The sequence below is a fragment of the Streptomyces camponoticapitis genome (genome assembly GCF_014646115.1).
GTDB lineage: Bacteria > Actinomycetota > Actinomycetes > Streptomycetales > Streptomycetaceae > Streptomyces > Streptomyces camponoticapitis.
In genome coordinates this window covers 63,176-75,238 of sequence record NZ_BMMV01000013.1, presented here as the reverse complement: position 1 = coordinate 75,238, position 12,063 = coordinate 63,176, and the positions used below count along the sequence as shown (strand labels likewise).

Below are 12,063 nucleotides of genomic sequence, written 5' to 3'. Positions count from 1 at the left end.
TCTCATCGCCGCCGGGCGCCCGATCGACAATAATCGGTCGCTGAGCTGTCGCGATAGGTCGGTAACCGATCGATGATCCATCGATGACCGATCGGTCGTCACCGACACGTCGGTGTGACCGGTGCCGGTGCCGCTGCCGGTGTCCGGTCAGTCGGCAGCGGTGACGGGCTCGGGGACCCCGGGGGTCGCGCCGGACCCGCCTTTCTCTCCAGGAGGCCGCTTGCGGAGCTCCGCCACGGCGGCCTCGAAGTCTTCGGGCGAGTCGAACGCCCTGTATACGGATGCGAAGCGCAGGTACGCGACGAGGTCGAGTTCCTGCAAGGGGCCGAGTATGGCCAGCCCTACATCGTGGGTGGTCAGTTCGGCGCTGCCGGTGGCGCGCAGCGCCTCCTCGACCCGCTGGCCGAGTTGGGCGAGAGCGTCCTCGGTGACCGGTCGTCCCTGACATGCCTTGCGCACACCGGAGATGACCTTGGTGCGGCTGAAAGGCTCCGTGACTCCGCTGCGCTTGATCACCATCAGCGAGGCGGTCTCCACCGTCGTGAAACGGCGCGAGCAGTCGGGACACTGACGGCGGCGTCGGATGGACGTCCCGTCGTCGGTGGTGCGACTGTCGACGACACGGCTGTCGGGATGCCTGCAGAAGGGGCAGTGCATGGCTTCCGACCCTCCTTCACAGCACGACTGAGAAGCCCCGACGGGCCCTGGACGGGCCGTACGAAGCGGTCTCCAGCATAGGCGATGGCCTCGGCGAGGAAAGACCCGGGACCACTACTTCTGGGCGACTGAGCCAATCCAACCACTACATGTGGGGATCGCGCACGCTTCGGAGCGATCGCGCGTGTCGCGGTGGACGAGGGATCGGCGGCCCTGCGGCGCTCGGCGCGAGGATGCCCGGCACGAGAGTACGGGAGCCCGGAAGGTCCCGTGGTCCCGGGCCGCCCGATGAGACACTGGGGGCGCCGTCGGCCGTGCCGCCAGGGCGTCGGGCATGACCGCTTCGGGCCCTCGGCGACCCATGGACACGTCGTGGACGGGCCTTGGACGGGCGGTCCGCGGGCGGTGCGGAGGGGTGTCGAATAGGCGCCACATACACCGCTGAAATTGCCGCGTCAGCGCTTCCGGGGATTTTCACTCGAACGTGTGTTTGGCGCAACCTTTCGAAAGCAACTACCGTTGTCCAGCTAGGGAGAACATTTCGAGAGGGGCCGACGTGACCACCGCAGCAGACAGCGCCACCATTACCGCCCAGGACCGCTCCCAGAGCCGACTCGAGCCGGTGCATGCCATGAATGACGCAGCCGCAAATCCGGAGGGCGTAAAGCCCACCCGTTCGCTGCCCGGCCGACCTCCTGGAATCCGGGCGGACAGCTCCGGTCTCACGGACCGGCAGCGGCGGGTCATCGAAGTCATCCGCGACTCCGTGCAGCGGCGGGGATATCCCCCGTCGATGCGGGAGATCGGCCAGGCCGTCGGCCTGTCCAGCACATCCTCCGTCGCCCATCAGTTGATGGCTCTGGAGCGCAAGGGATTCCTGCGCAGGGATCCGCACCGGCCGAGGGCGTACGAGGTCCGGGGGTCGGACCAGCCGAGTACCCAGCAGACGGACACCACCGGCAAACCCGCCGCGTCGTACGTGCCGTTGGTGGGCCGGATCGCGGCGGGCGGGCCGATCCTCGCCGAGGAGTCGGTCGAGGACGTGTTCCCGCTCCCCCGCCAACTGGTCGGTGACGGTGAGCTGTTCGTCCTCAAGGTCGTCGGAGACTCGATGATCGAAGCGGCGATCTGTGACGGCGACTGGGTGACGGTCCGCCGCCAGCCGGTGGCGGAGAACGGGGACATCGTGGCCGCCATGCTGGACGGTGAGGCCACCGTCAAGCGCTTCCGGCGCGAGGACGGCCATGTCTGGCTGCTCCCGCACAACGCGGCGTACCAGCCGATTCCCGGCGACGACGCGACGATCCTCGGCAAGGTCGTGGCGGTCCTGCGGCGGGTGTGAGGGCTCGCCGGCTCAGGCCGGCCCCGGGACCTACTGCGCCGGTCCCGGGGCCTCGCTGTGCCCGCCCCAGGTACGTCGCGGGCCCGCGGCCGGTCGGGCCCGTTCCGTGATCCGGGCCCGCTCCGGCTCTTCTGGGTCCTTCAGGCCTTCCGGCTACCGGCCGTCCGCCTTGGCCCGCGCGTCGATCGCGGCCAGCGAGCGACGGGCCTGGTTGCGGTCCGTCGTGTACCAGAAATCGGGCATCGAGGCCCGTAGATAGCTGCTGTACCGCGCGTTCGCCAGCCGCGAGTCCAGTACGGCCACGACACCACGGTCCCCCGAGGCCCGCACGAGGCGGCCCGCGCCCTGCGCCATCAGCAGGGCGGCATGGGTGGCCGCCACGGCCATGAAGCCGTTGCCACCTGCCTCTTCCACCGCCTTCTGGCGCGCGCTCATCAGCGGATCGTCCGGGCGCGGGAACGGAATCCGGTCCATCACCACCAGCTGTGAACTCGGCCCGGGGACGTCCACGCCCTGCCAGAGCGACAGCGTGCCGAACAGACATGTCGCGGGGTCGGCCGCGAAAGCCTTGATCAACTCGCCCAGGGTTTCCTCCCCTTGGAGGAGGATCGGTGTGTCGAGCCGGCCGCGCAGCTCCTCGGCGGCCGCCTGGGCGGCCCGCATGGACGAGAACAGTCCGAGCGTACGGCCGCCGGCCGCCTCGACCAGCTCGGCGAGCTCGTCCATCATGTCGCCGCGCGACGGCTCCCGGCTGGGAGGGGAGAGATGACGCGCGACATAGAGGATGCCCTGCTTGGGATAGTCGAAGGGCGAGCCGACGTCGATGCCCTTCCACTGCGGGACGTCTTCCCCCTCCGTCCCCTCCGGTGCCAGCCCCAGCGACGCGCCGACGCCGTTGAAGTCGCCGCCGAGCTTCAGCGTGGCCGAGGTCAGGACCACCGAACGCTCGTTGAAAAGCTTCTCCCTCAGCAGGCCGGAGACCGAGAGCGGGGCGACCCGCAGAGACGCCCCGAAACGGTCGTGGCGTTCGTACCAGACCACGTCCCATTCACTGCCGTTGGCGATCCGCTCCGCGACGCTGTGGACGGACTCGACGGACGCCAGAGCCTGCTTGCGTACGGCGTCCTCGTCCTGCACGGACTTGTCGCGGGTGGCTCCCATCGCCGAGATCACCGTACGCGCGGCGTCACGCAAGGCCATCAGCGCGTAGCCGAGGTCTTCGGGGATCTCTTCGAGCCGGCCGGGGAGCGCCAGCTCCATCAGCCGCTCGAAGGTCTCGGCGGCCGTCTGGAGCGAGTCGGCCGCCTTCTCGTTGACCAGCTTGGCCGCTCGGCGCACCGCGCGGTTCACCTGGCCGGGGGTGAGCTCGCCGGTGGCGACCCCGGTCACCCGTGACACCAGCTCGTGGGCCTCGTCGACGATCAGCACCTCGTGCTTCGGGACGACGGGTGCGCCCTCGATCGCGTCGATGGCGAGGAGCGCGTGGTTGGTGATCACGACATCGGCGAGCTTGGCCCGCTCGCGTGCCATCTCGGCGAAGCACTCCGCGCCGTACGCGCACTTCGCCGCACCCAGACACTCACGGGACGACACGGAGATCTGCGCCCACGCCCGGTCCGAGACACCCGGCGTGAGATTGTCCCGGTCACCCGTCTCCGTCTTGTCCGCCCAGTCCCGCATCCTCAGCAGGTCCTGGCCGAGCTTGCTCGTGGGCGCCGCCGCCTCGAACTGGTCGAAGAGCCCGTCCTCCTCCTCCTGCGGCACACCCTCGTTGAGACGGTGCAGACAGAGGTAGTTGGAGCGGCCCTTGAGCATGGCGTACTCGGGCCGCCGCCCCAGCAGGGGGCTCAGCGCGTCGACCGTGCGCGGAAGGTCACGCTCCACGAGCTGGCGCTGCAGGGCCAGGGTCGCGGTGGCCACCACGACACGCTCGCCGTGCGCCAGCGCGGGCACCAGATAGCCGAGTGACTTTCCGGTGCCGGTGCCGGCCTGCACGAGCAGATGGGAGTTGTCGTCGATGACCTCCGCGACGGCCTCGGCCATGGTGACCTGGCCTGGGCGTTCCACACCGCCGACTGCGGTGACGGCGGCATGGAGGAGCTCGGAGAGAGATGGCTTCGTCATAGCTCGACCACCCTACGGCTCGCCACTGACAACGACGATCACGTCCCGCCCGCATCGCCCGCCGGGCGGGCGAGGGGGTTGGGCACCGTCCCGTGCACGGCTGCGTGCGGGCGCTCCGCGCGGTCGCGGTATCCGTCGACATGCAGCCGGTTGCGGTTGAGGCAGAGCCGCGCGATACGGGGCGTGAGCAGGTCGAACGTGTCGAAGCGGTCCTTGAGTTCCGGGAACCGGGCCTGGTGCCGGAGGATCTCGGCCCGTACGAGTGACCAGAACGTCCGCTCCGGTACGTCCAGTTGCTCCTGGCACAACGGTGCGAGAAAGCGGAAGACGCCGATGAAGAGCCCGGAGTGGATGAACTGGGTCAGGAACCCCGGCTCTTCGGTAAGGAGGGTGTCTCTCACCTCCTGGGGCATCGCGTCGTGCTCCGGCAGCGGCTGGGCGCTGACGTTCACGTCGTCCACGAAGTCCTTGATCGCGAGGCGCACCGGAACGTCCCTCTCGTCGAAGACGACGACGGCGTTCTCCCCGTGCGGCGAGAAGACGGTGCCGTAGCGGTAGAGGAAGCGCAGCAGGGGCGGCAGCAGCGCCGCGAAGAGGTGGCGGAGCCAGACCTCGGCGGGGAGCCCGGACCGTTCGACGAGCTCGGCGGTGAAGGCGCGGCCCTGCGGGTCGGTGTGCAGGAGGGACGCGAGAGTCCGCGCGCGCTCGCCGGGGGCGAGACGGGTGGAAAGGGGCTCCCGCCAGATCGCGCCGAGCAGTTCCTTGTACTGGTAGGGGACTTCCGGAAGGTGGTCGTAGAGCGGGTGGGTCACCGTCACCGACGCCACTTCGCCGAGCAGGATCACTCCGCATTCGTCGTGGAGGAAGGGGTCCGACTCGTACAGCCCTCGCATCCAGGCGGTGACGGCCGGAGCGGCGAGTGTGCGTTCGGTGGGCAGTCCGCGCCAGACGAGGGTGTTCAGGATGGACAGCGGCAGTTTCACCGTGTGCCGGTCCGGCCGGGTGGTGTTGAGGAACGTACGGATGGACTGCTGCGGCAGTCTGACGTCCCCGTCGGCGGGGAGCGGGACGATCGCTCCGCCGGCTATCTCGGCGGCGTAGAGCGGCAGGAGCACTTCGTCCCACTGCCAGGGGTGTACGGGGAGATAGAGGTACGTGTCCGGGTCGAGGCCGCGGGAGCGGAGCACGGAGGCGAAGCCGTCACGTGTCGCGGGGTCGAGTTCGGAGCCGTAGAGCTGCTCGGGAGAGGCGAGCGAGGGGACGCCCCGGTAGGCCGCGAGGTCGGTGCTGACCGCTATCCAGGGGAGCCTGGAGGGGGTGCGGGACTCGGGTGCCCAGCGGGTGGCGTCGGTGGCCGAGAAGCCCGTGCGGCCCTTGTTGAGGATGAGCCAGGGGTGGCCGGTCTGGTGGCCTTCGAGTTCCGCGTAGTCGAGGTCGGCGAGCTGGGCCGCGGTGAACGCGGTGCCGTCGATCCTGGCGTCGGCGACGAGGGTGGCGTTCAGTTCGCGGACGAGATGGCCGAGAGTGGCCCCGTCGATCGCGAGGGTGCGGCGCGCGAGGACGAGGAAGCGGAGGGGGTCCCGGAAGGGCTCTCCGGCGTGTTCGACGGAGTCGGGGTCGACGCGCCAGCTGCCGTAGGCGCCGCGTCGGGCGGTGAAGGTGAGGGGGGTGCCGTCGTCGAGGGCGAGCGTGTACCGGTCGGGGGCTTCGCCGTTGGCGCCGGCCCGTGCGACCGGCTCGATGATCTCCTCGTACGCGAATTCGCCGAGGAGCTTGGCGAGGAGGCGGGCGGCGGCCCCGGCCCAGAGCTGCGGGGTCAGCTCGGGCGGGGTGAAAAGCGGGGTGGTGGTGAGGGGGTTGCCGGGGGCGGAGGGTATGGAGTTGCCGGTGGTGCTGGTGATGTCCGTACCGGGGTCACCGGATATCGGGCTGGTCGCGGAACCGCTGCCGGTGGTCGCGGAGGCGCGTGCGGTCGGGGATGTCGGCAAGGGGACTCCTCGGGACGGAACCGATGTGGATCGTGCGGTGTATGGAAAGCAGCGGGTCGTTCACAGCAGGTCCCGCAGCGCTCGTTCGCGAATCATGAGCGCGGCTCGTTTGTCGGGGAGGTCGAGCTCTGCCGAGAAGCGGAAGCCTGCGGTGAGAAGGGCGGAGACGGAGGGGGTGTTGCGCATGTCCGGTTCGGCGATGACGCGGCCGCAGTGCGGGCGGTGGTCGAGAACAAGGTCGGAGACGGCTCTGAGGAGGGTGGTGCCGACACCGCGGCCGCGGTTGGCCACACCACCGATAAGCAGGTGGATTCCTGTGTCATGGAGGCGGGCGGGGTAATGGCGGGCGAGGGGATCGAGATCGGCGCGGTAGAGCTCCCAATAGCTCATGGGGACGCCGTCGAGCACGCCCAGGCAGGGGACGCTGCGTCCGTCGCCGCGCAGTTGGGTGCGCAGGTGGTCGGCGGTGACGGCTTCGGGTCCTGCCAGTTCCCAGAAGGCGGCGACGGCGGGGTCGTTCATCCAGCGGCTGATGATGGTCAGATCGCGTTCAAGCCGTACGGGGACGAGCTGGAAGACACCGGCGGCGGTGCCCGCCGCGCCCCACCTGGAGGGGAAATCGAGCAGCGCGGACTCGCCGGCACCGGCCGACGGCGGTGTCTCGGCGGGCACCTGTTCATCCTCTCCGAACACCGCGACGAGGTCCTCGGTCAGCCGCAGGTCGAGGGTGTCCTGGGCGTCCGCGGCCGGCTGCGGTCCCGGACCGGCTCCGGCTCCGGTGCTGGTCCCGGTGCCGGGGCTCGCGTCGCTGGGAGGCACGGTGGCGGTCTCCTCTCGGCAGTTCCGGCGGATGTGTTCGGTCAGGAGCGAAGGGGGTTGGCGATGGTGACGTAGACGGACTGGGTGTCGACCGGGCCGACGAGTTCGTCCAGGCCGTGCAGTCGGGTCAGCAGGTTGGCCTTGCAGCTCAGGGTTGCCGCCTCTAGGAGTTGACCGGGCAGAGGTGAGCCGAGTGCCGCGGCGCGGGTGAGGAACTGACGGAAGGCGGCGATGAGTACGCGTTCGTCGGCGAGACGCTGGGAGCCGAAAGCCCCGATGAGACCGAGGACGTTGTTGATGCCGAGGTAGTAGGCGAAACGTTCGTCGGTGATGTGGTCGGGGACGAAGGTGTCGCTGACCTTGCCGATGTCGGGGAGGCGGCGGTCGAGCGCTTCGCGGTGGGACTCGCGGAAGTAGTAGCCCTGGTTGTCGCGGTAGCGACCGCCGACGGGCCAGCCGTCGGGGTCGAGGACCACCAGAGTGTTCTGCTGGTGGGCTTCCAGCGCGACGCCCGCCGTGCCGTCGAGCCAGAGCACCGGGCGTACGACCTGGTCGAGATAGCGAAGGAACCACTCCGCCGAGACGGCGCCGGCGGGCCGGCCGGTGCGGGCGACCAGGCGGTTCACGATGTCGGCGAGACGGGAGTGCGTGTCCGGGCGGCCGGGCCAGGGGCGGGGGGTGACGAGTCCGGCGACGCATACGGCGTCGTTCTCGGGGCGGAACGGGTTGTGGCGCAGCATCACGTCGAGCCCGGCGACCGGTTCGCCGTCGGGAGTGTCGACGGCGAGCCAGGCGGGGTCGCGCACGATGTCGAACCCGGGGTGCTCGGCGCGCCACTGCTGGGCGAGGCCGCCGCGCAGCAGCCGGTGGACCTCGACCCCGCGGTGGAGTTCCTTGCGGAGGTTCTCCCGGCGGGAGTTGGTGATGCGTACGCCGAGGGACAGCTTGAGCATGGCGGGTGCGCCGGTCCGGTGCACCGTCCGGACGGAGGAGGTGGGGTGCCAGGGGTCGCCGTGCGGCCCGAGATCGTGGAGGAGGCCGGCGTCGAGGAGCGCACGTACGGCGGGGCGGTGCGTCAACTCACGTGCCTGCCAGGGGTGGAGAGGCAGCGGGACGGTGTGGTCGGGCAGTGCCAGATCTCCCGCGAGACGGGTGGTGAGCTGCTCCGCGTGGACGGCGCGGCCCTGTTCGGTCCAGGCCGAGTCGGTGGCGAGCACGGACCGGTCGACGGCGAACCAGTGGAGGGGGAAGGAGCCTCGCAACTCGGGTGAGAAGTGGCGGTGTTCGGTGTCGGAGAGCCCTTCGCGGCTCTTGGGTGTGGGGTGGAGGGGGTGACCGAGGACGAGGGACTGTTCGCCGGTGAGGAAGAGGTCGGTGCCCGTGGGGCCGGGGGTTGCTCGTCGGTCGGTGAGGAAGTCGGCCGTGCGACGGACGGAGTCGGCGACCCTGGCGACCAGTTGGGCGCCTTCGCTCCCACCCGACTCGCGGCTGAGGAGCGCGGCGACGGTGACGGCGTCGACGGGAGCGGAGTGGGGCCCCGCGCTCTCCAGGAGCGGCATGCCGAAGCGGTGCCAGCCGGTGGCCGACCAGTAGCGCACGGGGACGAGCAGGGCGGTGCCGCTCGCGTCGAGCGGGATCCTGAGGATGTCTCCGTCGGGCCGGGCGACCTCGCTCTCCCTGACCCAGCACCGCAGCAGGTTCTCCACGGACGCGGCGTCGGCGGCCTTCCCCGCGTCGGGGTCGTCGAGGTGGTCCGGGGGGCCGGCGACCGTTGCCGCCGTCGTCCGGGCGGCGGCCGGATCCGCGGCGGGTGCGGCCGGAGTGCGGAGATCGGCGTCCGCCCCTTCGACGGCGGGCACTTGGCGGGGCACCGTGGCGGCGGCGATCGTCACGGGCGCGGCGGTCACCGTGTGGTTCGGATCGCCCGGGCGGGGGTCCTGGATGGCGGGGTGGCCGACGATCTCGGGTGCGTCGGGCGTGGGGGTGGAGTTCACGGGAGGACTTCCTTGTGAGGGGGGCCGGGTCAGCGGACCGGTGCGGTCGCCGGCCGGTGGTGTCGGTGGTCTTTCCGCTGGTCGTCACAGCGGTGGTCCCCGGACCGGGTGGAGGCGTCGCCGGCGGGTGCGACGAGTGGCATCGGTGCAAGGAGTTCGGTCACGGCCACAGCTGTCGGTCCTCCCGCCGGAACGGTTACGTCACGCGTCGACGCGGCGGGTCGAGCGCCGCGGTGCGCGTGGTGAACGCCGGCGTCGAGTCCCCCGAAGGTACCAACGACGGGAGGCGTCCGGGAGCACGGCCGATCGGAAGATCCTTCGGCGGCGGAACCACGGCCCTGCTCCGCGCCGTCCCCAACGGCACCGGCATAGTGGGGCCGAATTCCCGTGCCGGTCCCCAGGACCGGGTCGATTCATCCGGTTCGGTCCAGTTGATTCGTCAGTGCGGAACAGTTCCGAAGTCCCAGGGGGATCCCGACATGCGAGCCATTCGCCCACCGTTCACCACTCGCCGTGGGAGGAGCGCGCGGCGTAGAAGCTCTTCCGCGGTCGCGGTCGCCTCGTTCGCGGCGATCCTGGCACTCACGGCCACCGCCTGCGGGCCCACCGAGGAGACGAACTCGGCGGACAAGCCGAGCGGTTCGGCCGGGGAGTCCTCCGACGACAGGATCACCGTCCCGGCCGATCTTCAGGACCGCCTCAAGGAGCGCGGGATCGACCTGGACAAGTGGAAGGACGGCGAGTGGAAGAACTGGGACAAGGACAAGTGGCTCCGTGAGGCACGGGACTACGTCAACCCGATCATCGAGGACCTCTGGGACCCCGACCGGATGCGGGACGCCGAAGAGCCCGACAGGCCGGTCGAGGAGGAGGACATCTCCGGCGACGCGGGTGTCACCGACCCGACTCCGCGGGCGGTCGACGCGGCGGCGGTGAACGCGCCGTACGACGGGGACGCGCCCGAGGCGGGCAAGCTGTTCTTCGACGGGCCGGAAGGTTCGATGGTCTGCTCGGCGACGGTGGTGAGGGACCCCGCCAACCCCGGTAAGTCCAACATGGTGTGGACTGCGGGCCATTGTGTGCACGCGGGCAAGAGCGGCGGCTGGTACCGGAACATCGCCTTCGTCCCCTCGTACAACAACGGCGCCATGGCGATCTCGGAGTTGGAGAGCGCGCCCAAGGAGGAGATCGCACCACACGGCATCTGGTGGGGCGAGTGGGCGCAGACCTCCGAGGAGTGGATCTCGGAGGGAGCGCCGACGGGCGGTCTGGGTGCTCCGTTCGACTTCGCGGTGATCCATGTGACGCCCGAGAAGGGCAGTGACGGCAAGTCGCTGGAGGAGACCGTCGGTGCCGCGCTGCCGGTCGAGTTCAACGCACCGGCCACGCCGGAGATCGATTCCATGACGGCGACCGGCTATCCGGCGGCGCCGCCTTACGACGGCCAGAAGCTCTTCCGGTGCGAGGACAAGCCCGGCCGACTGTCCATCAACGCCCAGGACCCGACGATGCACCGCATCGGATGCACGATGACCGGCGGTTCGTCCGGGGGCGGCTGGATCGCGAACGGCCAGGACGGTCAGCCCGCCCTGGTGTCGAACACCTCCATCGGCCCGGTGACCGCGGGCTGGCTCGCGGGCCCGCGTCTCGGTGACGAGGCCAAGGGCATCTACGAGGCGGTCAGCAAGAAGTACGCCGACCGGTAAGCGGGATCCGGCGGGCGGTCCGGGTGCCCGACGCACACCCGGGACACGCGGACCGCCCGCAGGCAATCCCTCCTTGGCGAGCCCGGAAACGGGCCGCATAGAGTGAGGTCACCGCAAGGTGGTCCGCCTGAGGGCCACCTTTTTGCGTGACACGCTCATGGCAAGTGACTCAAGTACTTTCAGGGGGAACGTTTTTCATGCGATCGATACGTCCGCTGCTGGCTGCCACCAGCCTCGTCGCGGCCCTCGCGCTGACGGCGACGGCCTGCGGCGGTGACACCGACGACAGCGCGTCCGACAAGCCCGCCGCGTCAACTCCCGCCGACGAGGCAGGCGGCGGGATTCCCGCGGATCTGGCCGACCGGCTCAAGGAGCACGGTGTCGACCCGGAGAAGTGGAAGGACGGTGAGTGGAAGAACTGGGACAAGGACAAGTGGCTGCGCAGCGCGAAGGACTTCGTCAACCCGGTCATCAAGGACCTGTGGAAGCCCGAGCGGATGAAGGCGGCGAAGTCGCCGACGAAGACCCTCGCCGCCGGTGACATCTCCGGCGACCAGGACGTCACCGACCCCGAGCCGCAGCCCGTCCAGGCCGAGCCCGAGAAGACCCCGTACACCGACCACGCGGCGCCGGTCGGCAAGGTCTTCTTCGACTCCCCCCAGGGCTCCATGGTCTGCTCGGCCACCGTCGTCAAGGACCCGAAGAACCCCGGCAAGTCCAACCTGGTGTGGACCGCCGGCCACTGCGTGCACGCAGGCGCCGGCGGCGGCTGGTACCGGAACATCATGTTCGTCCCCGCCTACAACAACACGGGCAAGTCCGCCGACGCGCTGCAGAACGCGCAGCCGCAGGAGGTCGCGCCGTACGGGCAATACTGGGCCGACTGGGTCGCGACCTCCAACGAGTGGATCAGCCAGGGTGGCCCGACCGGCGGCGACGGAGCGGCGTACGACTACTCGGTCATGCACGTCACCCCGGAGAACGGCGGCAAGTCGCTGGAGGAGACCGTCGGCGCGGCCCTGGACGTGGACTTCGACGCCCCGGAGGCGAGCGGCATCGGCAATCTGGGCGCGTGGGGTTACCCCGCTGCCCCGCCGTACGACGGGCTGATCATGCACAAGTGCGTGGACGCGGCCGGCCGGCTCTCGATCGCCCCCGGTACGCCCACGATGTGGCGCATCGGCTGCACCATGACCGGTGGTTCCTCCGGCGGCGGCTGGATCGCGGCCGGGCCTGACGGTGAGTCGGTGCTGGTCTCCAACACCTCGATCGGCCCGGTCACCGCGGGCTGGCTGGCCGGTCCCCGGTTCGGTGAGGGCGCCGAGCAGCTCTACACGATGATGAGTGACAAGTTCGCGGGCCAGTAGGCAATCGCGTTAAGCAGTCGGTACGCCGGAAGGCCCGCCCCCTCGGGAAGAGGGGGCGGGCCTTCC

At 70.1% G+C, this 12,063-nt stretch carries 8 protein-coding genes; 3 read left to right on the top strand and 5 right to left on the bottom strand.

Annotation, left to right across the window (positions count from 1 at the left end):
- Positions 1 to 147: 147 nt before the first annotated feature.
- A complete protein-coding gene (nrdR, locus tag IEY79_RS20540; protein ID WP_189109010.1) occupies positions 148 to 657 on the bottom strand; it encodes a transcriptional regulator NrdR in 510 nt (169 codons plus the stop codon).
- Positions 658 to 1,213: 556 nt separating this feature from the next.
- On the opposite strand from nrdR, the gene lexA reads away from it, so the two are divergent.
- Entirely contained in the window at positions 1,214 to 1,999 is a 786-nt protein-coding gene (gene lexA / locus IEY79_RS20535) for a transcriptional repressor LexA (protein ID WP_189109009.1), read from the top strand.
- Between the two features lie 153 nt (positions 2,000 to 2,152).
- On the opposite strand, the gene IEY79_RS20530 is transcribed toward lexA, so the two are convergent.
- From IEY79_RS20530 to IEY79_RS20515, 4 genes are all read right to left on the bottom strand, one after another.
- Complete coding sequence (locus IEY79_RS20530; protein WP_189109008.1) at positions 2,153 to 4,123, bottom strand: ATP-dependent DNA helicase; 1,971 nt, start codon at positions 4,121 to 4,123, stop codon at positions 2,153 to 2,155.
- A 38-nt stretch (positions 4,124 to 4,161) separates the two neighbouring features.
- Complete coding sequence (locus IEY79_RS20525) at positions 4,162 to 6,000, bottom strand: IucA/IucC family protein (RefSeq protein WP_189109125.1); 1,839 nt, start codon at positions 5,998 to 6,000, stop codon at positions 4,162 to 4,164.
- Between the two features lie 171 nt (positions 6,001 to 6,171).
- Positions 6,172 to 6,930, bottom strand: a complete 759-nt coding sequence (locus IEY79_RS20520) for a GNAT family N-acetyltransferase (RefSeq protein ID WP_189109007.1) — start codon at positions 6,928 to 6,930, stop codon at positions 6,172 to 6,174.
- Positions 6,931 to 6,971: 41 nt separating this feature from the next.
- Positions 6,972 to 8,924 (bottom strand): IucA/IucC family protein, encoded by a 1,953-nt coding sequence (locus IEY79_RS20515; protein ID WP_229700995.1) that lies wholly within the window; start codon positions 8,922 to 8,924, stop codon positions 6,972 to 6,974.
- Between the two features lie 479 nt (positions 8,925 to 9,403).
- Here IEY79_RS20515 and IEY79_RS20510 point away from each other — a divergent pair, with 479 nt between their 5' ends.
- Both IEY79_RS20510 and IEY79_RS20505 read left to right on the top strand, forming a co-directional pair.
- Entirely contained in the window at positions 9,404 to 10,630 is a 1,227-nt protein-coding gene (locus IEY79_RS20510) for a trypsin-like serine peptidase (RefSeq protein ID WP_189109006.1), read from the top strand.
- Between the two features lie 197 nt (positions 10,631 to 10,827).
- Positions 10,828 to 11,997, top strand: a complete 1,170-nt coding sequence (locus IEY79_RS20505; protein ID WP_189109005.1) for a trypsin-like serine peptidase — start codon at positions 10,828 to 10,830, stop codon at positions 11,995 to 11,997.
- Positions 11,998 to 12,063 lie beyond the last annotated feature (66 nt).

What these genes read in the sequence shown, in the direction of transcription:
- nrdR (WP_189109010.1), bottom strand. Translation starts at nt 657, where the DNA reads ATGCACTGCCCCTTCTGCAGGCATCCCGACAGCCGTGTCGTCGACAGT.
- IEY79_RS20530 (WP_189109008.1), bottom strand. Translation starts at nt 4,123, where the DNA reads ATGACGAAGCCATCTCTCTCCGAGCTCCTCCATGCCGCCGTCACCGCA.
- IEY79_RS20510 (WP_189109006.1), top strand. Translation starts at nt 9,404, where the DNA reads ATGCGAGCCATTCGCCCACCGTTCACCACTCGCCGTGGGAGGAGCGCG.
- IEY79_RS20505 (WP_189109005.1), top strand. Translation starts at nt 10,828, where the DNA reads ATGCGATCGATACGTCCGCTGCTGGCTGCCACCAGCCTCGTCGCGGCC.